Genomic DNA, 25,968 nt, shown 5'->3' with positions numbered 1-25,968 from the left:
GATGGCTATGGATTTTGGTTCAAAAAAAGTAGATTCATTTTAAATTGGATTGAAAAATAGTATGCATGCAGACTATTTTATATTTTGGCAGTCATGAAAAATCAACCCACATCTAAGCGATCAATCAAAGGAAAAGGGCAAAAAAAATCCCGATCCTTGAGGGATCGGGAGGGTGGTGATAAGTGGACTCGAACCACCGACTCACGGATTTTCAGTCCGATGCTCTACCAACTGAGCTATATCACCGTTTTGTAAAGTGATGCAAAGGTAGAAAAATGAGTTTTCCGTACAAACCCTTTTCAGAAAAAATAAGCCCAAATTTTATAAAAACCAGTTAATTTGATCAATATGAGCATTTTACCACAACTCGCTTTTCTCCTGATTTTAGGTGCAGCGGGGTATATCTTGAGCAAAAGGATCCAATTTCTTCGGAGAAATATCCTGCTCGGTAAGGCTGAGACTCGAAATGACCAATCCGAAAACCGATGGAAGACCATGCTTTTGGTGGCCTTTGGTCAGCAGAAAATGTTCTCACGAATGATTCCGGCTTTCTTACACTTGTTAATTTATGTGGGATTCTTGGTGATCAATCTGGAGGTGCTGGAGTTTGTGCTGGACGGAATTTTGGGCACGCACCGGCTTTTTGCGCCGATTTTAGGAGGAGCTTATACAGCAGCGATTAATATGTTCGAATTCCTCGCTGTGGCGGTGTTGGTTTCCTGCGTGGCTTTTCTCATTCGGAGAAATGTGATGAAAGTGGAGCGCTTCACCAAACCCGAACTCAAAGGATGGCCAGCCCTGGATGCCAATCTGATTTTGGTCATCGAGATTATTTTGATGTTTGCCATCCTCACCATGAATGCGACTGATCAAATCTTGGCAGCAAGAGGAGATGAACATTATTTGGCTTTGGGCACGCTCTTTTTCAGCAGCTTTTTGCAGCCTTTATTCGAAGGGTTTTCCTATGGAGCCTTAGTGGCGATCGAACGCTTCGCTTGGTGGTTTCACATTGTAGGGATTTTGGCTTTTGCCATTTATGTGACCTATTCCAAGCATCTGCATATATTCTTGGCTTTCCCCAACACTTGGTATTCAAACCTTAAGCCAAAAGGGGAAATGCAAAATATGCCTGAAGTGACCAATGAAGTGAATATGATGCTGGGTATTCCTGTAGAAAATCCTGCCGAGCCTCCTGCCGAAATCGGACGATTTGGTGCCAAAGACATCAATGACCTGAGTTGGATCAACGTACTCAACGCCTACTCCTGCACCGAATGCGGTCGATGTACTTCCGAATGTCCGGCCAATCTGACCGGCAAAAAGCTTTCTCCCCGCAAAATCATGATGGATGTGCGTGACCGTGCAGAGGAAGTTGGAAAAAGCATCGACACCGGTGGACCTGGATTGGCAGATGGCAAGTCGCTATTGGGAGACTATATCACTAAGGAGGAAATCAACGCCTGCACGAGTTGCAATGCCTGTGTGGAGGCCTGTCCAGTCAATATCGATCCGCTCTCCATCATCCTACAGCTTCGTCGATACGTGGCCATGGAGGAATCCGGCACTCCCGCACAATGGAATGCGATGTTTCAAAACATGGAAACCAGCTTCTCCCCGTGGAAATTCAGTCCTTCTGACCGATTCAACTGGGCAGAAAAAGTAAAAGAAGAGGAAATGAAGTGATTAAATGTCCGAAGCTAGGTGACCGATGTCCGATGGAAATTCCTTCTCTCTTTTCTTGTCTCTAGCGTCTTGTGTCTAACGTCTAAAATCTGAAAAAATGTCTACCTATAAAGTCCCAACCATGGCCGAAATGGCCTCCAATGGCCAAACACCCGAAGTACTTTTTTGGGTGGGTTGCGCCGGTTCTTTTGATGAGCGCTACAAAGCCGTTACGCAGGCTTTTGTGAAAATATTGAATAAAGTCGGAGTCAGCTTTGCGGTACTTGGGCCTGAAGAGACTTGTACCGGTGATCCTGCCCGACGGGCAGGGAATGAATTTCTTTTCCAAATGCAGGCCGTTGCCAATATTCAGGTGATGAATGGCTATGAAGTGAAAAAAGTCGTGACAGCCTGCCCGCATTGCTTCAACACCATAAAAAACGAATACCCTGCTTTGGGCGGAAATTATGAGGTAATCCATCATTCCCAGTTCCTACAACAGCTTATCAACGAAGGAAAAGTAAGACTCCAAGGTGGAGGTGAGTTTAAAGGAAAGAAAATCACCTTCCATGATTCCTGCTATCTCGGCCGGGCAAATGATGTCTATGAAGCACCTCGCGAAGTGATCAAAGCACTCGATGTAGAGCTAGTGGAGATGAAGCGATGCAAGACCAAAGGCTTGTGTTGTGGTGCAGGTGGTGCACAGATGTTCAAAGAACCGGAAGCTGGTAAAAAAGACATCAATATCGAGCGTACCGAGGAAGCTTTGGCCACAGGAGCCCAAGCGATTGCGGTGGGCTGTCCTTTTTGTCTCACGATGATGACCGATGGTGTGAAAAACAAAGAGCGGGAGGCTGAGGTCAAAGTCTATGACCTGGCAGAGATGATTGCCAAGGATATGGGCATTTAACTGCGTATGAATTGAATCAATTCAACCCTTTTTGCCGTTATGCAGAAAGGGTTTTTCTTTGACCAAAGTTTTAAACTATGTACATCCCATTTGAGCAACTTCCTGCACACTCCCGAGTATGGATCTATCAGGCGGAGCGAATATTGACTGAAAAAGAGATCGAAATTGTAAAGCAGCGACTGACTCGATTCTGCGAAGGTTGGAACACGCACGGGAATGGAATGCCGACCTCATTTGATATTTTCGAACAGCAAATACTGGTTTTGGCAGTGGATGAAAGCGGCCTTGGTGCGAGTGGATGCTCGATTGACAGCTCTGTCAAAGTGCTCAAAGAATTGGAATCGATGCTTGGAGTCAATCTGACGGATCAGGGAAAAGTGAGTGTTCGCAATTCCTCCGGAGATTTAAAGGTATTTCCGGCTTTGGGACTAAAAAGTAAAGTTCAGGCAGGGGAATTGACTCTGGAGCAGGAAGTAATCAACCCACTGATTCGGACTAAAGCCGATCTTCACCAGCTGTGGCAGCCTGTCCGAAATAGCTGGTTGAACAAATATTTTCCAAATTAATTAGTAATATTCAGGACTAGACCTTCAATCGCTACTAATGAAAAAGCATTTTTTCTGGATATCGGCTCTGATAACACTTGGCTTGGGCAGCTGCAAAAGCTTAATGGAGAAAGGAGACAACCAGTTCCTTTCCGGTCAATATCAATACGCCATATCGACGTTTAGCCAGATACTTCAGGAAGATTCTACCAATCTCAAAGCCAATCAGACCGTTGCGGAAAGCTATCGCCTCTCTAACCGAATCGAAAAATCCGAACCGTACTATCGTCAAGTAGTCGAACAAGAGCCCAGTTTCAACAGCTATTTCTTTTTGGGACAAAGTCTAAAGGCCCAACAAAAAAACAGCGAGGCAAAAGAGGCCTTCGAAAAGGCAAAGGGATATACCTCTGACGAAAGTTTACTTGCCCGAACACAGCGTGAAATTGAATCTATCAAACTTGCAGAAGGAATTGCCGACTACTGGCCAAACCATGTCTTGGTCAACTTTAAGGAATTGAATACTACAGGGCCGGACTTTGCACCTTTGGTCAGTGAAAATTTTTTCTATTTCACCTCAGCACGTCAAGCCTCGGGAATTTATCCGGCTACCGGGACACCCTATACCAAGCTATTCCGAACCCGTGCCGAAGGCGTCAGAGTAGATGTAGGGTCCGTTCAGGCACTTCCCGAATTCAGAAATGAAGAAGGACTCAATCAGGCTGCCATAGCGATCAGTCCTGATGGAAATATCATTATCTATGCCCGAGGGAATTCGACTTCTTCCAAAGATCTTCCGGATGTCGCTCTTTTTGCTTCGTATTTCAGGGGCGCTGGATTTACCCAGCCGATATGGATGCCGGTAAATGAGGATGAATTCTGGTGGAATTCCACTCCGGCATTTAGCCCCGATGGTTCAGAACTCTACTTTGCTTCCAACAGGCCGGGAGGATATGGAGGGATCGATATCTATAAAGCCACTAAACTGGCAAACGGCGACTTTGGGAATGCCGTAAATTTGGGGCCTACGATCAATACTCCAGGAAATGAGCTGTTTCCAAGACCTGCTCCCGACGGTAAGTTTTTTTTCGCTTCTGACGGTCATCCCGGCTTTGGCAAATTGGACCTTTTTGTAGCCGAAAAAGATGAATCGGGTGCCCAAATCATCAAAAATCTTGGCCAAAATTTCAATACCAAAGACGATGACTTCGGGATTTTCTTTACAGAATACCCCAAGGCAGGATTTATTTCTTCCAATCGTGAAGGCGGTGTTGGTGATGATGACATCTACTTTTTTGAGGATAAGACGCCCAAACCAAAAATCGTTAACGTTCTTCTCAATGTTTTTACCAAAGAAGAAAAAGCGGACGGCAGTGAGGCGGTATTACCTCAAACCCGAGTGGTGCTTTATGGTGCAGACAACAAACAACAAGGGGGAGATTTCTCCAACGCGCAGGGAAGGGTGAGATTTACCATGGCTCCCGACCAGGATTACACCATCATTGCATCGAAGGGAGGATATTTCTCCAAATCCATCCCATATACCACAAAAGGAAAAACGCCTGATCCGGCCACATTGGTGCAGGATGTGACTAATGTGTCTTTGGATACTACAATCATCTTGGATCAGTTGATTTTAGAAAAAGCGATTGTACTGGACAATATCTATTATGACTTAGACAAAGCAGATATCCGTCCTGATGCTGCTCTCGAGTTGGACAAATTGGTGAAAATCTTGAAGGATAATCCTTCGATCCGCATTGAACTGAGCTCACATACAGACTCCAGATCCAGTGATGCCTACAACCTAAGCCTCTCCCAGAGAAGAGCCCAATCCGCCGTGGATTACATCGTATCCCAAGGTATAGCTGCCGAGCGATTGGTGGCCAAGGGTTATGGCGAAACCCAGCTGATCATCAAAGATGCCAAGACCGAGGAGGAGCATCAGGTGAACCGACGAACCGAGTTTAAAGTGATCGAAATCAAGGAATAGAAATTAATCTAAAGCGCTCCAATGGGAGCGCTTTTTGTTTAAATTGAAATCAAATAACTGACAATGAGTATCAAAGAGCGAAAAATAGCGCTGATCAGGTCAATTGAAACGATGGACGAAAGACTTTTTGTCCAAGTCGAAAAACTCCTATCACAAGCTCAGGAGAATGACCAATTTCTAGAAATGGTCAACCGAGCACTATCCTCTGAAAAAGACATTGCCGCTGGAAACTTGATCTCTCTCGATGATGCAGGAAAGCTTTTGGATCAGCATATTTTGGAGTGAAGGTAGTAATCACAAAACAGGCACTTGAGAGTTTAAAAGACACCTTGGATTTTTACATCAAGGAAGTCGGAATACCGAAAGTGACTGTGCGTAAGATAAAATCAAACTTACTCGCGAGCTGCAAAAAACTTTCCTCTGAACCATTTTTAGGTCAGGAAGAGCCCATGTTGTCATTTTTGAATCTAGGGCATCGCCGGATAATTGAAGGCAATTTCAAGATTGTATATCGGGTAGTTGAAAATCAGGTTATTGTCACGGATTTTTTTGATACAAGGAGAAATCCTTCGAAAACAAAAGTTTAAAAGATCATTAAACCTTCTATCAATTTTCCATTGCCTCATAGATCAAATCATGGATTTGAGTACGGATACCGGCGTCTAGCAGTTTGTTATTTCCCCCATCCGGATAAACCCGATTGGAGAGGAAGACATAGATCAGGTCATTTTCAGGATCGGCCCAGACGCAGGTTCCCGTAAAGCCGGTATGTCCAAAGGTGCTTTTTGGGGCCAATTTTCCGGCTGAGCCTCCTTTTCCTTTTTCCGGTTCGGGTTTGTCCCATCCCCATCCCCGTCGACTCATATTGGACTGCCGCTTGGTGAAGGCTTCGATGGTTTCAGGTTTGATAAGGGAAATTTCCCCATAAGAACCTTTATTGAGCATCAATTGCATCATGACGGCTAGGTCATTGGCGGTACCGAACAGACCTGCGTGACCGGCCACTCCTCCGTACATGGCAGCCCCGGGATCGTGGACATATCCTTGAATTTGTCTTTTTCTGAAAGCCACGTCATTTTCCGTAGGTGCGATCCGCGTCAATGGCATTTTCTGAAAAGGATTGAAAGTAAGGGTATGAAGACCCAAAGGCGCATAGAAATTCTGATCTAAAAACTCGTCCAATGGCTGCCGGACAATCCGCTCGATCACTGCCTGCATAAAATACATAGTCAGGTCAGAGTAGACATATTTGTTGGGCTTGGGCAGCAGTTCGGATTTAACCGTCCAATGCCAAATGCTGTCTCTGAGACCATCCATGGCATACATATCATTGGACACCGGTCTGTTGAAACCGGGGTTTTGGCTGGCCTGATAGTAACTTGGCTTCCATTGTCCGGACTGAACGGTGTTGACGTAGTGCGGAATAAATGCCTTGAGCCCAGCTTCGTGGGCCATCACGTCTTTCAAGACCAGATTGGCCTTGTTGGTTCCCTTCAATTCAGGCAGATAGTCACCCAAGGTCTTGGTCATATCCAATTCCCCACGACTGTGGAGGAACATGGCCGCCTGTGTAGTGGCCAAGACTTTGGTGATAGAGGCTAGGTCATAGACGGTTTCTGAAGTGACCGGAGTTGATTTTTTATAATCCAAATACCCATAGGATCGATCAAATACCACCTTTCCGTTTTTAACTACTAACACATTGGCACCAGGGGCGGCTTGAATCAGCATCATCTTCTTAGCTACCTCATCGATTTTGTCCAGTTTTTTACTGTCCAAGCCCACGCTTTCGGCCACTCCGTAGGAAAGACGGTTGAGGTCTGCCAAATATCCTCCTACCCCATGTGAAAATTGACCACTGACGGTCACCGGCAAAATTCCTTTTCCGGGTCTCCCTCCAAATAGAATCTGAGGTGCCAGTTGTTGGGTAATTCCTGTGTTTTCATAAGCCAAAACCACATTCCCAAAACCTTCCAGGGCCTTGGCGGCATAGGCATTTCCAAAAAGTACAGTTGCCACTTTTTGCCTTTTTTCAAGGCTTTTGATCAATTGAATATCTCCGGGTGCAACTCCAAAAGCGCGTTGAGGGCTGTTAGTTACTCCCATCAGGCCCACGATCACCACATCGTAATCTTCCAGCTGCTTCATCAGATTGTAATGGGCTGATTCTCCCAAAGCTTTTGGAATGGTGAAATGATCCACCTTGGTGTATTTGTTCAGGTATTGACTGAATTCTTTTCCTTCGTCTCCGATTGTCAAGCTGGCAAATTTTTTCAGATCCAGCTGCTTGAAAGGCAGCAAGTCGTCCTTGTTTGAAGCAATGGTGATCGCATCCGCATAAAGTTTTTCGATGACCTCTTTGGTCTTTTCGGTATTGAGACGGTCCGAAATTTTATATGTATCGATGGGTTTGTATTCATTTAGGCCGGCCCAATATTTTGCTTTGAGGACTTTTTTGACCCTTCGATTGATTTCATTTTCACTGATTGTTCCATTAGCGACCGCTTCTTTGATCAGGGCTTTTGCTTTGGGTACATCCTGTGAATAAAGTAGCACGTCATTTCCTGCGAGAAGAGCTTTTAGATCCACCTCGCCCGGACGGCTAAAATTCGCCACCCCTTTCATATTCAAGGCATCTGTGAAAATCAATCCCTGAAAATTCATTCGGTTTTGGAGCAAGTCAGTAACTACAGGCTTGGAAAGGCTTGTGGGAATATTGGAACCGTTGTCCAGGCTGGGTACATTGAGGTGTGCGACCATGACTGACATGAGATTTTCCCTGAAAAGCTCTTGATAAGGATAGAGATCCACGTCCCAGATTCTTTTCTCGGCATGCTTGATGACAGGTAGCGTGTAGTGACTGTCACTCTCCGTATCACCGTGACCGGGAAAATGCTTGGCGTTGGCGATGATTCCATTGTCCTGAAGTCCTTTCATGTAAGCCACAGCACGTTGGGTGACCACATCTTTGTTTTCACCAAAAGCACGGTAGCCGATTACCGGATTTTGCGGGTTGGAATTCACATCTACTACCGGAGCAAAATTGACATGCATTCCCAGTTCTTTGAACTGACGGGCGATCTCAGAGCCCATCTGATAGATGAGTGCTGGATCCTGAATAGCGCCCAAAGTCATCGCTTTTGGAAAATTCCAAACCGAATCCAATCGCATTCCGATACCCCACTCGGCGTCCATGGCAATCATTAGCGGGGTTTTGGCTTGAGCTTGGTAAAAATTCGTCAATCGGGCTTGTCGATTGGGACCGCCTTGGAAAAAAATGAGTCCACCGAGGTTTTCCTCCCTGACCAGTTTACTGATTTCATCCACATGCTTTTGGTCCTTGTTGGAATAGGCCGCCACCATGAAAAGTTGGCCGAGTCGCTCTTCAAAATTCAAAGCATTGAATACGCTGTCTACCCAACTGAGCTGATGATTTTGGTCTTTGCTTTCCAGTGGGTCTTCATTGGCCACAAATGGATCTGATTTTCCGGAGGAAAACAGTCCGACTAGCAGGACCAAAGACAGAAGTCTCCAATGCTTTGTACTCATGGATGAGATTGGTTTTAATTCCTTAACTTTTGAAGTAAATTTGTCCGAGCGACGACTTGGCATTTTCAGCCTTCATCAATGTCCCTGGTCGCTGATGATGCATTGGAAAAGGGATCACTCTAACCAAGATAGCAAAGATCGGGCAACATTAATCGATTACTCGGGTTAAATTGCTTAGAAATCTGATGATCGGTTAGTCTTCTTCAAAGCCAGTTTCGTTGGATGAAAACGTACGCTTTTCAGAAAAATTTGAACCAAAGATGAAATTTCCCGCCCTATTCAAAACTTCCTCCCCACAGCGATTTGATATCAAACCCAGGTATTACGATCCCGTCAAAGAGGAGATTGAACAGCGTACTTCCCGCATCAAAAAAGAATTGGAAGAAGAAGGCTTGTTGAGCGGGGAAGACGGACATAATCCTAAAGGCTATGGTGCTTCTATCCGGGGTTCGTTTTCATCCTACCGGGGGATCAAACAGCGAGACACTTCTCTGTTTAACTCCACGGCAATGATTCGGACTGTTTTATTTTTCGGAATGATCACAGCAGCCTTTGGTTATATCTATATCGGGCCGGTCATATTTACCTATCTGATTTATTTTGCAGTGATTGTGGGGGCGGTTTATTTCTTTTTAAGACTAAAAAAGAAAGGGAGAAATGAATAATATTATCCAGCTTCTCCCGGATGCAATCGCCAATCAGATTGCAGCAGGAGAAGTGGTGCAGCGACCTGCGTCAGCGCTCAAAGAGCTTTTGGAAAATGCAGTGGATGCAGGGGCTACTCAAATTCAAGTTCTTGTAAAAGATGCCGGCAAGCAATTGATCCAGGTCATCGACAACGGCAAAGGCATGTCTCCCACTGACGCCCGTATGAGTTTTGAGCGTCATGCGACCTCTAAAATCCGTACTTCCCAGGATCTTTTTGCCATTCGGACATTTGGTTTCCGGGGTGAAGCTTTGGCTTCCATCGCAGCAGTAGCCCAAGTGGAATTGAAAACACGCCAGGCAGATTCGGAATTGGCAACTTTGATTCAGATCGAAGGATCGGAGTTAAAGAAACAGGAACCGATCTCTGCTCCTGTTGGCACCTCGGTGGCAATGAAGAATCTGTTTTTCAACGTTCCTGCCCGAAGAAACTTTCTCAAATCCAATCCCGTGGAAATGCGCCACATCGTGGATGAATTTCAGCGGGTAGCACTTTCTTATCCTGAGATAGGATTTACACTTTATCAACAAGACCTTGAAACCTATAACCTGACACCGGGTAAACTCAGTCAGCGGATCGTTGGTCTATTTGGAAAATCTTACCAAGGTCAGCTCGTTCCTTGTGAAGAGGTCACTCCTCATCTCAACGTAACCGGCTACATCGGCAAGCCCGAACACGCAAAGAAAACTCGGGGGGAGCAATTTTTCTTTGTCAACAACCGGTACATCAGGAGCAGTTACTTGCATCATGCCGTCAGTTCGGCATTTGAGGGATTGATTCAGGCGGATCAGCATCCCTTTTATGTGTTGTTTTTGGAGATAGATCCTGCACATATCGATATCAATGTTCACCCTACCAAAACCGAAATCAAGTTTGATGATGAGCGGACAGTCTATGCGGTCATCCGATCTGCCGTCAAGCAGGCCCTCGGCGCACATCATGTGATGCCTGCCTTGGATTTTAGCGTGGATGTCAATTTTCAGGAAAATTGGACCAAGAACCCGGAAACGGCTGTCCAAGTCGATCGGGAGTACAGCTATAAGACATTCAATACACCGGAATTCAAAAAGTCTGCTGTCTCCGGATGGGAAAAATTATTTGAGGGAAATTTTGAAAATGCACCAAAGTATCCCGGTCAATCCCACCCCAGAGAAGAACAGGAAATCCTGACCTTTCCCAGCCGGGCTTCGGGAGACGAATCCCGACTGGTAATCCAGCCCTCGGAACAGGAAGCCACCGGCACCACTTTTCAGGTGGAACTGAGCTACGTTGTAGCCCAAATGTCCACCGGATTGCTCATTGTGGATCAGCAGATGGCTCATGAGCGGATCTTGTATGAACGATACATCAAACAATTGGCAACTCATCAGGGAGCCTCCCAACAGTGTCTTTTTCCGCCTACTTTGCAGCTCAATCCGGCTGACTTCGCTCTGGTCATGGACATGCTTCCCGAACTTTTCAGTTTGGGTTTTGTCGTGGAGGAGTTTGGAAAAGATACCGTTTTGATTCAGGGCGTGCCGGCTGATGTGCAGGTGAAAAATGAAAAAGAATTGTTTGAAGGATTGATTGAACAGTTTAAAAATTTCAAAAGTGAATTGTCTTTGGACAAAAGAGAAAATCTTGCGAGATCACTTTCCCGTAAGTCCTCTCTAAAGAAAGGGCAGAAGCTTAATTCCCAGGAGATGGAGACCTTGGTGGGGCAGCTTTTTGCCTGTCAACATCCAAACTATTCGCCTTCAGGGAACAAAACCTTTGTCAAATTGGATTTAACTAGCATTCACGCATTCTTCGGAAAATAATATGTTTAGAAATATCACTCCGGTCGTTCAAAATCTGCTGCTGATCAACGTGATCGTTTTTCTGGTAGCCAGCTTTGTGTTTCCGGTCTTAAATAAATGGTTTGCTTTATACAATATTCAAAGTGAATATTTTAGTCCTTTTCAATTCCTAACCTACATGTTTATGCATGCCGATTTTTGGCATTTGTTCAGCAACATGTTCGGACTGTTGATTTTCGGGCCGCTATTGGAGCAGTTTCTGGGGCCTAAAAAACTTTTTACCCTTTGGATGGTCTGCGGAATAGGTGCCGGCGTACTTTATTCTGGCTATTCCATCTATCAGTACAAATCCCTGGAAGAAAAAGTAATCACCTTTGAAGCCTCTCCTGACCCGGAGTATTTTAATCGCTTGGTCATCGAAAACAGAGGATACTTTTCTCCTGAGGTGTTTGATTTTGTCGATCAATACAGCCGAAATCCTGAGGATCCGATGTATATCGAGCGGGCAGAAAAAACCTTGAGTGCAATCTTGAGACTTCATGCCAATCAGCCCATGGTAGGTGCATCCGGAGCACTCTTTGGTATTTTGATCGCCTTTGCCATGCTTTTCCCCAATACCCAACTCTTTTTGCTTTTCCCTCCCATGCCGGTGAAGGCGAAATATCTGGTATTGTTTTACGGACTTTACACGGTTTACAACGTATTACTCAACAGTCCCACAGATAATGTGGCTCATTTTGCGCATTTGAGTGGATTGCTGATCGGAGCGGTGTTGGTTTACAATTGGAAAAAAGACAGAAACTCATTCTATTGATATGTACGGCGGCTTTTGGGACAATCTGAAAAATGCGTTCACGCACCGGGACAACAGCCTTTACAAGCTGATTGCGATCAATATCCTCGTCTTTTTTGTGGTCTTGGTCTTCAGAGTATTGATGACCATCAGTGGATTTGGGGAATGGTATCAGGCCGGATTGAAGTACCTGATGATGCCTGCATCTCTTCCTAAGCTTGCCACGCAACCTTGGACTGTTTTCACCTATATGTTTCTGCATGAGGGATTGTTTCACATTCTCTTCAATATGCTTTTCCTCTATTGGTTTGGCCTCTTGATCCATCAGTATCTCGGTAGTCGCAAACTGGCCAATCTCTATATCCTTGGAGGAATCTTTGGAGCGGTCTTTTATGTCTTGATTTACAATCTGGCGCCGTATTTCAGCGCTTCAGTTGACTCTTCGATGATGCTTGGCGCCAGTGCGGGTGTGTTCGCCATAGTCGTAGGAGCGGCTACGCTGACTCCCAATACAACTTTCTTTTTGCTTATTCTGGGACCGGTCAAGATCGTCTATATCGCGGCCTTTTATGTGATTTTGTCCTTTGCCAATTCGATCGGGGCCAATGCCGGCGGGGAAATCGCCCACTTGGGAGGTGCACTTCTTGGGTACTTGTATATTGTCCAACTGAGAAAAGGGGTGGATCTGGGTAAACCCGTTCAGAAAGTCGGGTTGTTTTTTGAAGGCCTGTTCAGTGGCAAAAAAAGCAAGGTCAAGGTGAGCTATCGCAAAGCCAAAACGACATCCACCGGAAGTGCTTTTGGAGGATTTAAACCTGCATCAGAAAGCCCTGCCACTGCAAACAAGGAGTTGATCAGTCAGGACGAGATAGACCGGATCTTGGACAAAATTGCAGAAAAAGGATACGATGGGCTGACTAAAGAGGAAAAACGAAAGCTATTTGAGTTTAGTAAAAAATAAATACGATTGTCCGCAATTGCACCACCAGCCAAATTCTCTTTGTTAATGGGTCGGAAGACCGATGACCGAAGGATTCTTGATTTCTGCCTTTTTTGAAAAATTTCATAAGCTGGCTAAGCCTACTAGTATGAAAGCGGATAAACAGAAAAATAAAAAAGGGGAATCGACTCCCCTCATTTTTTACAAGTATAACCTGTTGTCATGGTTCATATCATGAGTTTGGCTGGACTGCTCCAATTTGCCAAGAATTTAGATCTTCAGCACTCGGGATTATATCAAAGCGGAAATGCAAAGCCAAATCGAAAGATCGGTTGTCGGAATCCTTGGCTCTGAAATTTAAACTCCGTGCTCAGTCCTATCCACTCTGTCAAAGGAATGACAGCCCCCACCCCTACATTTGCTCCGCTTTGGTTTCTTCGCGTTCCGGCAGATCCGGGTTGTGGGTTTTCACTGGTCAGGCTGTATCCCGCCATGGCATACACTTGGGATTTTCCGGTAGAAAGGTAATACCGGAGATCTGCACTGAAGTTGCCTGCATTACCCACGTTTGGGAAAATCCGCGTATAACTCGGCATAAAACCGAACTTTTCGGCAAAGAAATACTCCCAACCTGCACCAATTCCGGGTTCATTTAACCGTAGTCCGTATTGTCCCAAAACATGAATTCTCGATTCGCCCTGATTTTGAGCTTGAGTTAAACCAAGGCTACCTATTCCAAGCAAGAGGAGTAATGCAAATTTCTTCATGAGTTTATTTTTTGGAAAAAGGTAGGAGGGTTCTCCCGGTTAAGCAAATTATTCCAAGACTTTGACCAATCGGCCAAGTCTTCCAAAACTATCCATGCCTTCAATCACCACTAGGTGCTTTGACGCGGAATCTGAATTATAGAACTCCACTGAAGCTTTTCCGCTTGCATCGGTGGAAATCAAAGGATTCCAGAATAAGGTAGCCCGCTTGTCAGTCACGGCGGTGGCAGGTGATTTTTCATCGTATTTGGGGGAATAAAATTCCCGTGGCAATGCATACCCTCCATATTTGGTGACCAGCGTTCCTCCCACGCTGGTGCTGGACAATCCTGCTCCTGTTTTGGTATAGACAGCAATAGCTCCATTGGCACCTTGTGACCCGAAAATTGCTGTACGGGAAGGGTCTTTAAATACCTCAATGCTCTCCACGTCTCTGGGGCTGACCTGACCCAGAGTGGCAGCATCCACGGGTATATTGTCCAAAAGATAGAGGGGTTCGGTGCCTGCCTGGATTGAACCTACCCCTCGGATTTGCACACTTGCCGAGAAGCCATTCAAATTGACCCTCACTCCGGCTACCCGTCCCTGGATCATTTGGAAAATATTGACAAACCCACTTCCTCCCGGGATTTCGTCGGGCTTCAACGTGGCATCTCCGGATCCGTAGATTTTTCTGTTCGAGGTTTTTTCTTCCTGAAGGGTCTTGGCGCCTATGGTGACCTCTTCCAAATCAATGATTTTGGGATCAGCATTGAGCTGCTGCATGAGTGACCGTTCTCTGACTGTGGAGACTAATCCTTCCGGCCATGAAATTTCCAATGGATATTTCACCTTCAATTTTGAAAAAAGCAGCTTTGGGTCCTCCAGCTCCAAGTCTATGAAGTTTTTGGCCCTGCTGTCCTCTGCTGTGATGGTGACGGTGACAGAATCTTGATATTGAAGATCTGTGAGGAGAAACATGCCATCGGGACCATATTCTGTACTGAGCAGTTCTATTCCCTCTCCGATGACGACATTGATTTTACCTCCTCCCAGTCCTTTTCTAGTCGGGTATTGTTCTTTTATTTTTCCCTTGATGCTGATGCCTTGCTCAATGTAGTAGCCTTGGTCCGGGAATTTTTCTGTAAAAATATCCTCCCACGAAAACCTACTCCAACCATGGGTCAGCATGACCAAATCCAACGCTTCTTTGGTTTCCGGATTTTGATGTTGGAAGTAGTATCCTGGCCGATAGATTTCGCCTTTCAAGTCCGAACTCAAAAGCAGATGCGAAAAGATGGATCCAAAAAGTTCGCTTTCATCCTGGACTTGATCTACATCTGCTACCGCAATGGAGAAGCTACCGGAATTTGGGTTGTTTTGAAAGAGAGATTCCAGGGAAAGATCGATTTTCCCTCTGGATGTGATTTGGGATGAGGAGCTGAGGTTCAACTGTAAGGTGTCCTCATTTTGGATAAAGACCAAGCGCTCCAAAAGGGGTTTGCCTTTCTCATCCAAAACGGCAATGGTGTTGATTCCGCTGGGAAGGTTTTTTTTCGGAATTCTTGCTCCCCATACTCCGTTGGTAAGTTTACCTTGGACCATAAAATTGATCAGGCCTCGGGTATGAGAGACCAAAAGTAAATTTCCATCCACTTCATTTCCCTGTACCAGGGCAGAAAGAAAGGCCCCTTCTTCCGGATTTTGGACTTGGATATTCAATCCTTTGCTGCTTGCTTTTGGGAGAGCGACCTTACGGCTTTCGCCGTAGAGTGTGGACTGAATCAGGGCGACGTAAGAATCTTTAGAAGGCGTGATTTCTACCTTTCCCAATCCGGCAAAATTAGAACTGAAAGTGGTCCCTTCTTCTCCTTCTAGAGTGCCTGTCAAAGTTATGGGGGTTCCGTCGGGATCAACTGCCCGAAAGGCAAGTTTAGACTTTTTCCCCATCAGCAATTGACCTCCTTCAGGTAAAAACTGGATGTCGGCAAGCTGAAGCGAATAAGGAAGTCTGATTTTTTGGGTGATCACGTAGTCTTCATTTTCCTCAAAACTCAGCTCCAGACTTTGAGAGGCATGCGCTACGGCCGGAATGGAAAAAATAAATTCCGCCTCTCCCTGTGCGCTCAGTTGCAATTCTTGAGAATAGAGGACTTCTCCGTCTCCCGTTGCTTGGACCAAAATATTTTTATTGGAAAGGGGATCTCCTGAGGAATTTACAGCTTGAAGAGATACTTGGTATCGAACTTTTCCTTCTGCAGCACTGAGATCCAAGAATTCAACTCTGGGAAGAAACGACCCACCCAAACCGTCAATTACTTCAAATCGCTGCGTGAAAAAATAATCTTCCCCAAAGTTTTTCATCCATGAAGTATAGGCTTTGATCTGGTAAATGCCGGTTTTTGCGAAACTTGGGATTTTAAAATCACCTGCACCACGGCCATTCTCTACCTGAATCATTTTTTGGGTGAGTAGCAATCCCTCTCCGTCAAAGAAGTCGACATACAGCGTGTTGCTCAAGGGAGAGGGGACTTGTGTCCCCCCGGCTACCAGATAGGCACTGAACCAAAGGTCTTCGCCCAAGGTGTAGGTGAATTTGTCCAGATGGAGGTAAGCTTTTTCGACCGGGAAATCTTCCTGGTATTTGTCAAAATAGGTTTGAATTCGTTCAGGTAATTCGTTTTGTGCAAAAATGGAAGTAGAAAATAGAAAGCAGATCGCAAAAAAAGCTGTTCTCATGAGTTTATATTTTTTTAATCTAGGTTTATAAACTCCGTAATTAAACTAAGGTTGCTATATGATCAAAATAAAAAAATGTTAATCGGTGGCGAGTTGAGCCACTTCATTTTTGTTGGCAAGTTGTCCACAGGCTGCGTCGATATCCTGACCCCTTGATTTTCTGACTTTTGCAATAATGCCCTGAGATTCCAGAATCCGGACATACATTTCGACAGCTTCTTGCTTGGCCTGACGAAATTCTCCCTCATCGATGGGGTTGTATTGGATGATATTGACTTTGGAAGGAATGATTTTGCAGAATTTGGCTAAGGCTTTGGCGTGTCGTTCGTCATCATTGATTCCTTCCCAGATCACGTATTCGTAAGTGACTTTCCTCTTGGTCTTTTGATACCAATATTTCAACGCTTCTCCGAGTTCTTCCAGCGGATTGGAATCATTGATTGGCATCAGTCTGGAGCGAGTTTCATTGATCGCCGAGTGAAGAGAAATAGCCAGGTTAAATTTCACCTCGTCATCAGCCATCTTTCGGATCATTTTGGGTATTCCGACGGTTGACAAGGTGATTCTTCGGGGAGCCATACCGAGTCCTTCCGGCGAAGTGATTTTGTCAATGGCCTCGATCACGTTGTTGTAGTTGAGCAATGGCTCTCCCATTCCCATAAACACGATATTGGTCAACGGACGCTGGAAATACGTTTCCGCCTCGTCTTTGATGGCCACTACCTGGTCATAAATTTCGTCCGGATTGAGGTTTCTCATCCGCTTCAGTCTTGCCGTGGCACAAAAATTACAGTCTAAGCTACAGCCTACCTGCGAAGAAACGCACGCCGTAATGCGCTTGGTAGTAGGAATGAGGACCGACTCCACGATTTTATGATCGAAAAGCTTGACTGCATTTTTGATGGTGCCGTCACTGCTGTGCTGCATCAAGTCAACCTGAATATGATTGATGGCAAAGTGTGATTTGAGCAGTTCACGGGTGGAAAGGGAGATGTTGCTCATCTCGTCAAAATTCTTGAGCGACTTATTCCAGAGCCATTCGTAGACTTGCTTGGCCCGGAATTTTTTTTCCCCATGAGCCAAAAAAAACTCCTCCAGCTCTGCCAGAGTCAACTTACGGATGTCTTTTTTCTGATTTTCCACGGGGCAAAGTTAAGGATTGGAAAATTGAAAAATTTCAAATTCGAAAAATTGGCCTTTTGTAGTTCATGTGCGAAAAGAATCAAGCAATCGAAAAGAACTTTTTTTATCTCTATATCCCGTTCCTTTTATCATAAAAAGAAGCGGAATCAGGAACTTATGCCTTATTTTTGCGCTTGAAAATGTAAATCTCAGCTATGCGCCAATCCTGGTGGAAAATCCTGACAATCGGACTCTTATTGTACACCTTGATTGCGGGATTGTTGATGGACGTACCGCGTCTACCTATCCTCAATGAGACCATCCGTGCTCTTCATTTTCACGTGACCATGTGGTTTGGGATGATTCTGATGCTGGTCGTTGCGGTGGTCTACAGCATCAAATTTTTGCGAAGCAATGACCTCAAGCATGATGACATGGCATTGGAATTCACCAATGCAGCGATCCTTTTTGGGGTACTGGGCATCGTGACAGGGATGCTTTGGGCTAAATTTACCTGGGGCGATTATTGGAGTGGAGATCCCAAGCAAAACGCTTCCGCGATAGGTCTTTTGATGTATTTCGCTTATTTGATTTTGCGAGGCTCCATTACAGATCAGCAGCAGCGAGGAAGAATTGGGGCCGTTTACAACATTTTTGCGTTTGCCGCATTCATTCCTTTAATTTTTGTGTTGCCCCGATTGACCGATAGCCTTCACCCGGGAAATGGAGGAAACCCCGGATTCAATGCTTATGATTTGGATTCCAAATTGAGGATGGTTTTTTACCCTGCCATCTTGGCCTGGACCTTATTGGGTACTTGGATAGCAACTGTACGGGTAAGAATCCGTAGGGTAGAGCGTGTACTTGAAGACCGATTGATTAATTCTTGATTGATGAAAAAACTAATTACCATAGCCCTTTTGATGTTTTCTCTGAGTGTACTTGCTCAGGAGAAAATTCCCGTGACTGATGCAGACTATGCTAATAATTCCGTGGAAATGGCAGACCGAATGCGAGGAGATGGGAAAATATACGTGCTGGTCGGTATCATTACCATAGTTTTCGCAGGGATCACCCTCTATGTGATCCAAACTGATCGGAAGATCAGCAAGCTTGAAAAAAATCTTCCTACTAAATAAATCCAGAGTATGAAAAAAGGACATATCATCGGACTGGGGATCATCGCGGTCGCAATCGTAATCATCATGACCTCCATCGGCGATGCCAGTAGCTATGAAAGCTTCAGTACTGCATGGGAAATGAAGCAAGATGGAGAAGATAAAGCCATTCACGTAGTAGGTCAATTGAAAAAAGACGGAGAAGGCCAAGTGACCGGGATCCAAGTCAGGGAAGATAAAACCTCGTTTACCTTCCTGTTGGTGGACAATGAAGGAACAGAGCAAAAAGTGTTTTATAATGAGCCTGTACCAGCAGATTTTCAGAGATCTGAACAGGTGGTGGTGATCGGTTCATACCGTGATAAAGAGATTTTCGTGGCAGATAAAATCCTGATGAAGTGTCCTTCCAAGTATCAGGAAACAGAGGTGCAGGAAGCAGGAATGTGAGGTTGAGTAAAATCCCAAGTATACAATCATGATCAATACCTTTGTGGGTAATCTAGGCCATTTGATGACTATCGTGGCCTTTGTCAGTGCGCTGGTTTCGGCATTTGCCTATTACCGGTATTTCCAAGCCAACGAGATCGATAAGGCCAGTTGGAGGAGATTTAGCAGAATCAGTTTCTATATCCATGCGATTTCCACCACGATGATTGCATTGTCTCTTTTTGAGATCATCTACAATCATCGTTACGAATATTTTTACGCGTACTCTCACAGTTCCAAAGCCCTTCCGGTACATTACATGATTTCCAGCTTCTGGGAAGGTCAGGAGGGTGCTTTTATCCTTTGGGCATTTTGGAATGTGGCCCTTGGGGTGATCCTTATTCATACCAATAAATATTGGGAAGCGCCTGTCATGGTCGTATTTGCCTTGGTGCAGGCGTTTTTGGTATCCATGATCATGGGAGTGGTTATCGGAGATTTGAAGATTGGCAGTTCACCATTTATTCTGCTGAGAGATGCTACGCAAGCACCCATATTTAACCTAAATCCGGATTTTGTGCCGGAAGACGGCACAGGCCTCAATCCTCTTTTGCAAAACATCTGGATGGTGATTCACCCTCCTACCTTGTTTTTGGGATATGCTTCGACCTTGGTTCCTTTTGCTTTTCTGATGGGAGGACTGGTGACCAAAAAGTACGCCGAGTGGATTCGTCCGGCCTTGCCATGGGCGATTTTTTCAGCCATGATTCTGGGTATGGGAATCATCATGGGGGCTTATTGGGCCTATGTGACGCTGAACTTTGGTGGTTATTGGAACTGGGACCCGGTAGAAAATGCGGTTTATGTGCCTTGGTTGATCCTGGTAGCATCGATCCATACCATGATTACCTTTAAGAAAAGCGCTACGGCTCTGAAGACTTCGATAGTATTGGTAATTCTGAGCTTTATTTTGGTGCTGTATGCCACTTTTTTGGTTCGTTCGGGTGTGCTTGGAGATGCTTCGGTACACTCCTTTACCGATCTTGGGCTTTCTGGTCAGCTGTTGTTGTACATGCTGTTTTTCATGGGGATTGCTATTTTCCTGGCCGCAAGGGCATGGAAGCACATTCCTTCTTCCGAAAAAGAAGCCTCCGTTTATTCCCGTGAGTTTTGGATTTTCTTGGGTGCAGTGACCTTGGGATTGATGTCTTTTCAGGTGATCCTCCCCACATCCATTCCGGCCTGGAATGCCCTGGTCGAGAGCTTCGGAGGAATTTCCAACATGGCACCTCCCGCTGATCAGGTGGAATTTTATACCAAATTTCAGCTTTGGTTTGCCGTAGTCATTGCTTTGCTTACGGCGGTGGGTCAGTTTTTCTGGTGGCAAAAGATGGATAAAAAAGCCCTCAAAGAGGCCTTAATTACCCCTTACATCATATCCGTTTTGCTCTCTGCAGTGGTGATTGTATTGGCAAAAGTGTATGACTGGAAATATATCATTATCGTTTTGGCTGGGATGTTTACCATCGTGGCCAATTCGGTGATTTTGGCAAGATTACTGAAAAAGTCCACCTTCAAACTGGCCGGAGGCTCCTTAGCCCACATTGGTCTTGGGATGATTCTGATCGGCATTATGTTCAGTTCGGGCTACTCTGATGTGATTTCGATCAATATGTCCGGGCTCACCTACAGCAACAGCTGGGAGGATGAAATGAACAAAGAGCATGTGCTGCTTTGGATCAATAAGCCTACGCAGATGAAAGATTATACAGTAATCTATAGAGGTCGGCAAAAGAAGGTGGTGGGAGTGCCAGAATATGTTCCGGCAAAGCTTTTAGAATCTACCGGCAATGTGAATGAGGCTTTGGCTTTGGCAGATTACAAGGATTATTTCAAAAAAGGGGATGTAGTAAAGTTGGTTTTGGAAGAAAACGATTATTTCCAAATTGACTATTATCAAAATGAAGCCCTTAAGTTTTCGCTGGCTCCGATGTCACAGTTTAACCAAAGCATGGGTGGATTGATTTCATCTCCTGACTCCAAAATTTACCTCAATCGGGATCTTTACACGTATGTGGCGGCAATGAATGACTATGCCGATCCCGACTGGAAGGCCGATGAAAACTATGAGGTGGCCCCTGGGGAGCAGTTTCACATTGCAGATTTTGTGACCTATTTTGATGGAGCAGAAGTACTCAAAGAAATTGAAGGCTATACCTTGCAGGAAGGGGATATTGCTGTCAAAGCAAAGCTTCGTGTTCTGGACTACGATGTAGAAAAATTGCTTGAGCCAACCTTTATCATCCGAAACAATCAGGTGGGCAAACTTCCGGTCATTGACACCGAGCTTGGTCTAAAAGTGAGCTTAGAAAATATTCTTCCCGAGCAAAACAAGTTTGTTTTCAAAGTAAACCAGTACCAGAAAGACTATGTAGTGATGAAAGCCATCGTAAAACCCTACATCAATGTACTGTGGGTAGGGACCATTATCATGCTGATTGGTTTTACTGTGGCGATTTTCCGTAGGTTTGACGAGTTTGCCAAAATGCGGGATAAAGGAATGGAGTAGTCCTCCAGCCGATCAGAAACTTCTAAGAGCCTTGAAGAAATTCAGGGCTCTGTTTTTTTTGCCAAAAAAAGCGCTCAAGTGTTTCTGCCACTCCATCTTCCTTGTGATGTAGGGTGATTTCATTGGCGACTGCTTTTACTTCTGGTCTGGCATTGGCTACGGCCACTCCCCAGCCGGCTTTCTGTAGCAGATCAATGTCATTGTAATTGTCCCCGAAGGCGATGACCTCTTGGATTCCGAAATCAAATTTCGCTTTCAGCAATACCTCAAGACCTGTGGCTTTGGAAATTTTTCTTGGAGCAATCTCAATGTAAGTGTCTTTGGACCGGTAAAGATGGAGGTCACTCCCATGATGTAAATGCAGTTCTCCAAAGAGCCAGCTGATTTCATTTGAATCCCCCATGACCATGACCTTGTGGGCTCCCAGATTTTCTCTTGACCACAATTCCATGATTTCCTCCCTTTTCATCCATGTGGGATTGACTTTGGTGTTTTGAATCTCACGTTTAGACCAATAGTCTTCCTTGGACTCGTACCAGTTTTCTCCGTGAAATAGGCTCACGTGGATTTCTGTTTTGGCAGTCCAATCGATGATGGTTTTTACCAATTCCAAAGGGATGGTTACAGAATCCAGTATTTGACCCTTTTCATCCAAGACCAACCCACCATTGTAGGCGACCATTGGTTCGAAAGGCCTGCCTAGGTCCGTTAGAAGGTGCCTCATCGCATCAGGCATTCTCGAACTCGCCAAAATGACCGGGATTTGAGGGGATAAAGATTGGATAAGGTTTTTCAGGCGTGGAGAAAGATCACGGTCGGAATTGAGCAGTGTGCCATCTACGTCTGAGCAAATCGCTTTGAAAGTCATGGGAGTGAAAATTTTTCAGTGTAAAAGTAGAAGGTATATTTAGAAAATATGATTATCCGCAATGGCACCGCCAGTCAAATACGCTTTGATTTATGAGTCGGATGCCTCGACAACGCTCAGCACAGGCGACCGATACTTCGAGAAGCTCTGTACAAGTGACCGAAGGATTCCAGATTTCAACCTTTTCGAGAAATTCCTTATGCTACCTAAGCTTTCTGGTAAAAAGCGGATAGGCAGATTAGAAAAAAGTCAACTCAAAAATCGCTTACCTCAAAGGTGTATTCCTCCAGCGCCATATTCTGTGGATCATTCGGGTCAGTCTGGATGAATTGAATGGTGATTTTTTGATAATCCATGGCCTTTTCGAAGTCTTTCAGGTAAAGTTCCGCACATTTTCTTGCCAAAATTTCCCGCTGACCGGAGAGTTTTGCCGGATCACCATTCTCCAACCTCAGAAAAATTACAGCTTCAGTGATTCCATCTACTGAGGATTGCCCAAGTTGGACACTCATGCCCTGAAAATTGCCCAAATTCCTAATTTCTTCGGAGGGCAAGAAACCTTCTCCCATCAAACTTTCTAATCCGGTAAAAGCCAATTTAAAAAGCTCTTCAGGCTTGCAGGAACATTGGCTAAAGAGAAAAAATACAGGAAGCAGGAATAAGATTCTTTTCATAAGTCAGGCAAATCAGGGCTGGCTCAAGTTACTAAGAATCGGAGTTTTGAAGCGTTTAAGAAGGTGTTTTTCTAATCTGACCTAATCACTTTTATGGTTTCAGACTGGTTTCTCCATTGCACTCGTAGAAGGGTCAATCCCGGTGGGAGTGATCCGATTACCTGATCTACAGACAATACACCGTCATGTCCCATGGTAAGTTCAACTGTTTTAAAAAAACTACCCCCATTTATAGCCTGTACCTGGACTTTTTCGTCTGAATTCAAGTTTTCGGAAATAAGTTTAAGTTGAATTCTGCCATCCCTACTGGGGTTGGGGTAGGCAGCCCAATTTCCTTTCAGTGGATTTGCTCCATTTCTTTGAATCATCCTGACCGGACTGTAGCTGATCGATTGTTCCTGATGAAGGACAACACGGTAATAAAGGATGGTTTCAAAAACCGGGAACGTTTCGTCTGAAAAGGTATAATTTACCGGTGCCTGGGAGGATCGAGAGGAAGTTAGTTCTCCTATTTTGGAAAAATTGAAAGCGTCTTTAAAGCTCCTTTCAATCTCATACCGGCTTCCCTCTTTTTCCGAATTTAATTCCCAGTTCACCGCGATTTTAGATCCCATCTCTTTGACCTCAAGGGATTTCCACTCTATCTGCAAGACAGAGGCAATATCCATTACATACTCGACGGTTTGGGTACATCCGTTTGCATCGGTGACTGTCAAACGGTAGAGCCCGTCGGCAAGATTGAAAATATCCCTGTTGGTGCTGGTGAATCCATTGGGTCCTGTCCAATAGTATGAATAAGGAGGAGTTCCACCTGTGACACTTTGGACATAGATGATTCCCGAATTGTCATTTATTTTGGTTGGAAAAATACTGACTTGAATCCCAAAATTGGGATCGATAAAGATGTCTTTGGTGATCATGGTGATGGACGTGCCATCGTTGACAGTAAGGCGAATCGGGTACGTGCCTGAACTTGGAAAATTATAAACCGGATTGGCCAGATTAGAATCCATGACCCCATCATTGTTGAAATCCCAGGAATAGGTGTAGTTAAATGGCGGTGTCCCACCTATGGTTTGACTGGTAAATTGGATGGTGGTATTGCAAATGCCATTGGAGGCAAAATCGAATTTTGGAAATAAGGGGACAGCTGCGGTAAATCCCGAAGGGTTGCTATAACATTGGGAATTGATATTGCTTTTTGTACTGACCGTGCAGGTGGTATTTGCTTTTACTGTGCCGGTTTCCCAGTACATGAAGATATCTCTGATTTCAATGATATCTCCCCAGTTCCAAGTGAAGTTCCTGACCTTGACCCATACATTTTGGACTACTTGAACACCTGAAAAGAGACAATTATAGGCATCGTCCTGAGTTCTTGTTCCATTTACAAACACATCATAGTACATCAACATGTTGTATCCATTGGTGGTCGAACCGCCAAAATTTACCCAAAGCTCTCCTGTGACGGGCTGACCTAGCACATAATTATCTGTGACACTGAATAAATTTCCGTTAGCGTCCCGAAGCTGGAAGCCTGTAACTGTGAAGTTGTTCTGTGGGCATTGTGCAAAAAGTATAGAGGGAAATGCAGTTGCTATATATAATATAGCAATTAATATAAGAGGTCTTATTTTACTAAATAATTCCACGTTTTATTTCCTTTATATCTAGAGTCCAAACTGAGGATAAATTTATAAAATGGATTGAAATAACAAGCTGATTTGTATCAATATGTAATTAAAGAGTCATTCCTATTTAGGTTTGGTAAAATTTTGAAATACAGATAATTAGTGACTATTGGTGTTTATTTGTGTGTATCTAAAAAGAGCGTATATAATCTGTATAAAGTGCTCCAAAATGTAAATGATCGAATCAATAAAAAATCGGAATGTTGATCAAAAAGCTGGAGGAAAAAGAGTTGAAAACGAAAATAAAAAGGATAAAATTGATGGAGTTTCTTAAAAAAAACATTTCTGATCGAGATGCCAAACTTGCTCCGTTGGCCAATTAATCAAAATCTTTGTTTAGTAGCAATCTGGGAATTTCAAATTGGCCTGAGGGGAGGAATTCAATGGGCAAATGGTAAAGGATCGATAGGAAGACAGAAAAGATCTTCTAAAAATCTGGAGTGTTACTAAAAGTCTGAGGGACGCTCTAGCCAACAGAGCTGATCAACCATTCGATATATCTTTTGCTCTTTTTCTTTTTGATTTCAAGTTCTCTTTTGAGTGCCTCTGATCGGTCAGGATGAATTTCGTGGTATTTTATTTCCCAAAAAGGAGCGCCCGACTTAGTGGAAGGAGTAGCACCAGAATTATGATGATTTAATCTACTATTAAGGTTGTCAGTAGACCCAATGTAGAATTTATTGGTTTTAGAGCTAAAAAGTATGTAAACGTAGTACATGTTTGAAAAATAAAAGAGGCCTGCATTTTCTGCAAGCCTAAAGTGGAGGATAACGGATTCGAACCGATGACCTTCCCGCTAGCTAGCGGGACGCTCTAGCCAACAGAGCTGATCAACCATTCGATATATCTTTTGCTCTTTTTCTTTTTGATTTCAAGTTCTCTTTTGAGTGCCTCTGATCGGTCAGGATGAATTTCGTGGTATTTTATTTCCCAAAAAGGAGCGCCCGACTTAGTGGAAGGAGTAGCACCAGAATTATGATGATTTAATCTACTATTAAGGTTGTCAGTAGACCCAATGTAGAATTTATTGGTTTTAGAGCTAAAAAGGGATCAGTCCTAAAAGTTGGGGGATTTAGGTCAATGTGGTTTCTTTGTTAAAAAAAAGAATTGGAAGAAAAGGATTACCTCAGTTTGGTTTTGCC

At 44.4% G+C, this 25,968-nt stretch carries 22 protein-coding genes, 2 tRNA genes and 1 pseudogene; 14 read left to right on the top strand and 11 right to left on the bottom strand.

Annotation, left to right across the window (positions count from 1 at the left end; translation table 11 throughout):
* Nucleotides 1–173: 173 nt before the first annotated feature.
* Nucleotides 174–246: transfer RNA gene (locus CLV31_RS19220), tRNA-Phe, on the bottom strand.
* A 102-nt stretch (nucleotides 247–348) separates the two neighbouring features.
* Here CLV31_RS19220 and CLV31_RS19215 point away from each other — a divergent pair.
* The 6 genes from CLV31_RS19215 (at nucleotide 349) to CLV31_RS22310 (ending at nucleotide 5,694) form a co-directional block, all read left to right on the top strand.
* A complete protein-coding gene (locus tag CLV31_RS19215; protein WP_111394709.1) occupies nucleotides 349–1,683 on the top strand; it encodes a 4Fe-4S dicluster domain-containing protein in 1,335 nt (444 codons plus the stop codon).
* Between the two features lie 97 nt (nucleotides 1,684–1,780).
* Nucleotides 1,781–2,572 (top strand): (Fe-S)-binding protein, encoded by a 792-nt coding sequence (locus CLV31_RS19210; protein ID WP_111394708.1) that lies wholly within the window; start codon nucleotides 1,781–1,783, stop codon nucleotides 2,570–2,572.
* 77 nt (nucleotides 2,573–2,649) lie between these two features.
* The gene (locus tag CLV31_RS19205; protein ID WP_111394707.1) at nucleotides 2,650–3,138 is read left to right on the top strand and encodes a hypothetical protein; all 489 of its coding nucleotides are present in this window, start codon (nucleotides 2,650–2,652) and stop codon (nucleotides 3,136–3,138) included.
* A 37-nt stretch (nucleotides 3,139–3,175) separates the two neighbouring features.
* Nucleotides 3,176–5,107, top strand: a complete 1,932-nt coding sequence (locus tag CLV31_RS19200) for an OmpA family protein (RefSeq protein ID WP_111394706.1) — start codon at nucleotides 3,176–3,178, stop codon at nucleotides 5,105–5,107.
* 63 nt (nucleotides 5,108–5,170) lie between these two features.
* Nucleotides 5,171–5,392, top strand: a complete 222-nt coding sequence (locus CLV31_RS19195) for a hypothetical protein (RefSeq protein WP_111394705.1) — start codon at nucleotides 5,171–5,173, stop codon at nucleotides 5,390–5,392.
* Nucleotides 5,389–5,694 (top strand): type II toxin-antitoxin system RelE/ParE family toxin, encoded by a 306-nt coding sequence (locus CLV31_RS22310; protein WP_111394704.1) that lies wholly within the window; start codon nucleotides 5,389–5,391, stop codon nucleotides 5,692–5,694. Before CLV31_RS19195 ends, CLV31_RS22310 begins: the two co-directional genes overlap by 4 nt.
* Nucleotides 5,695–5,713: 19 nt before the next feature.
* Here CLV31_RS22310 and CLV31_RS19185 read toward each other — a convergent pair whose 3' ends face one another.
* Entirely contained in the window at nucleotides 5,714–8,656 is a 2,943-nt protein-coding gene (locus tag CLV31_RS19185; protein WP_111394703.1) for a glycoside hydrolase family 3 N-terminal domain-containing protein, read from the bottom strand.
* A 260-nt stretch (nucleotides 8,657–8,916) separates the two neighbouring features.
* Here CLV31_RS19185 and CLV31_RS19180 point away from each other — a divergent pair, with 260 nt between their 5' ends.
* Genes CLV31_RS19180 through CLV31_RS19165 form a run of 4 tightly spaced genes read left to right on the top strand, consistent with a single transcriptional unit; the run spans nucleotide 8,917 to nucleotide 12,894 of the window.
* Entirely contained in the window at nucleotides 8,917–9,321 is a 405-nt protein-coding gene (locus CLV31_RS19180) for a hypothetical protein (RefSeq protein ID WP_111394702.1), read from the top strand.
* Nucleotides 9,314–11,161: a DNA mismatch repair endonuclease MutL gene (gene mutL, locus CLV31_RS19175; RefSeq protein WP_111394701.1), complete on the top strand. Its 1,848-nt coding sequence runs from the start codon at nucleotides 9,314–9,316 to the stop codon at nucleotides 11,159–11,161. Before CLV31_RS19180 ends, mutL begins: the two co-directional genes overlap by 8 nt.
* 1 nt (nucleotide 11,162) lies before the next feature.
* Nucleotides 11,163–11,954 (top strand): rhomboid family intramembrane serine protease, encoded by a 792-nt coding sequence (locus CLV31_RS19170; protein WP_111394700.1) that lies wholly within the window; start codon nucleotides 11,163–11,165, stop codon nucleotides 11,952–11,954.
* Between the two features lies 1 nt (nucleotide 11,955).
* Nucleotides 11,956–12,894, top strand: a complete 939-nt coding sequence (locus CLV31_RS19165; RefSeq protein ID WP_111394699.1) for a rhomboid family protein — start codon at nucleotides 11,956–11,958, stop codon at nucleotides 12,892–12,894.
* A gap of 275 nt (nucleotides 12,895–13,169) precedes the next feature.
* On the opposite strand, the gene CLV31_RS19160 is transcribed toward CLV31_RS19165, so the two are convergent.
* The 3 genes from CLV31_RS19160 to rlmN all read right to left on the bottom strand — a co-directional run bounded on the left by CLV31_RS19160 (nucleotide 13,170) and on the right by rlmN (nucleotide 17,501).
* Nucleotides 13,170–13,640, bottom strand: coding sequence for a poly(ADP-ribose) polymerase family protein (locus CLV31_RS19160; RefSeq protein WP_111394698.1), 471 nt, complete (start codon nucleotides 13,638–13,640; stop codon nucleotides 13,170–13,172).
* A gap of 48 nt (nucleotides 13,641–13,688) precedes the next feature.
* Nucleotides 13,689–16,358: a TonB-dependent receptor plug domain-containing protein gene (locus CLV31_RS19155; protein ID WP_111394697.1), complete on the bottom strand. Its 2,670-nt coding sequence runs from the start codon at nucleotides 16,356–16,358 to the stop codon at nucleotides 13,689–13,691.
* A 78-nt stretch (nucleotides 16,359–16,436) separates the two neighbouring features.
* The gene (gene rlmN, locus CLV31_RS19150; RefSeq protein ID WP_111394696.1) at nucleotides 16,437–17,501 is read right to left on the bottom strand and encodes a 23S rRNA (adenine(2503)-C(2))-methyltransferase RlmN; all 1,065 of its coding nucleotides are present in this window, start codon (nucleotides 17,499–17,501) and stop codon (nucleotides 16,437–16,439) included.
* 194 nt (nucleotides 17,502–17,695) lie between these two features.
* Here rlmN and ccsA (CLV31_RS19145) point away from each other — a divergent pair, with 194 nt between their 5' ends.
* From ccsA (CLV31_RS19145) to ccsA (CLV31_RS19130), 4 genes are read left to right on the top strand one after another with little or no spacing between them, the layout of a single operon-like run.
* Complete coding sequence (ccsA, locus tag CLV31_RS19145; RefSeq protein ID WP_111394695.1) at nucleotides 17,696–18,370, top strand: cytochrome c biogenesis protein CcsA; 675 nt, start codon at nucleotides 17,696–17,698, stop codon at nucleotides 18,368–18,370.
* Nucleotides 18,371–18,373: 3 nt separating this feature from the next.
* Entirely contained in the window at nucleotides 18,374–18,619 is a 246-nt protein-coding gene (locus CLV31_RS19140; protein ID WP_181452670.1) for a CcmD family protein, read from the top strand.
* 9 nt (nucleotides 18,620–18,628) lie between these two features.
* Entirely contained in the window at nucleotides 18,629–19,045 is a 417-nt protein-coding gene (locus CLV31_RS19135; protein ID WP_111394694.1) for a cytochrome c maturation protein CcmE domain-containing protein, read from the top strand.
* 28 nt (nucleotides 19,046–19,073) lie between these two features.
* Nucleotides 19,074–21,593 carry a cytochrome c biogenesis protein CcsA gene (ccsA, locus tag CLV31_RS19130; protein WP_111394693.1) on the top strand — a complete coding sequence of 840 codons (2,520 nt, stop codon included), beginning with the start codon at nucleotides 19,074–19,076 and terminating at the stop codon, nucleotides 21,591–21,593.
* Between the two features lie 22 nt (nucleotides 21,594–21,615).
* On the opposite strand, the gene CLV31_RS19125 is transcribed toward ccsA (CLV31_RS19130), so the two are convergent.
* From CLV31_RS19125 to CLV31_RS19100, 6 genes and pseudogenes are all read right to left on the bottom strand, one after another.
* Nucleotides 21,616–22,461, bottom strand: a complete 846-nt coding sequence (locus CLV31_RS19125) for a Cof-type HAD-IIB family hydrolase (RefSeq protein WP_111394692.1) — start codon at nucleotides 22,459–22,461, stop codon at nucleotides 21,616–21,618.
* 254 nt (nucleotides 22,462–22,715) lie between these two features.
* The gene (locus CLV31_RS19120; RefSeq protein WP_111394691.1) at nucleotides 22,716–23,135 is read right to left on the bottom strand and encodes a hypothetical protein; all 420 of its coding nucleotides are present in this window, start codon (nucleotides 23,133–23,135) and stop codon (nucleotides 22,716–22,718) included.
* 71 nt (nucleotides 23,136–23,206) lie between these two features.
* Nucleotides 23,207–24,619, bottom strand: coding sequence for a PKD domain-containing protein (locus tag CLV31_RS19115; protein ID WP_111394690.1), 1,413 nt, complete (start codon nucleotides 24,617–24,619; stop codon nucleotides 23,207–23,209).
* Between the two features lie 673 nt (nucleotides 24,620–25,292).
* Nucleotides 25,293–25,544 (bottom strand): GIY-YIG nuclease family protein, encoded by a 252-nt coding sequence (locus tag CLV31_RS19110; RefSeq protein WP_111394689.1) that lies wholly within the window; start codon nucleotides 25,542–25,544, stop codon nucleotides 25,293–25,295.
* A gap of 43 nt (nucleotides 25,545–25,587) precedes the next feature.
* Nucleotides 25,588–25,654 (bottom strand) — tRNA-Ala (locus CLV31_RS19105).
* A pseudogene (locus CLV31_RS19100) lies at nucleotides 25,640–25,858 on the bottom strand (GIY-YIG nuclease family protein); the annotation flags it as partial. The gene CLV31_RS19105 and the pseudogene CLV31_RS19100, both read right to left, overlap by 15 nt.
* Nucleotides 25,859–25,968 lie beyond the last annotated feature (110 nt).

The sequence above is a fragment of the Algoriphagus aquaeductus genome (assembly GCF_003253485.1).
GTDB classification, from domain to species: Bacteria; Bacteroidota; Bacteroidia; order Cytophagales; family Cyclobacteriaceae; genus Algoriphagus; species Algoriphagus aquaeductus.
Note: the sequence above shows the minus strand (reverse complement) of the source record. Positions and strands in the feature narration are given on the sequence as shown.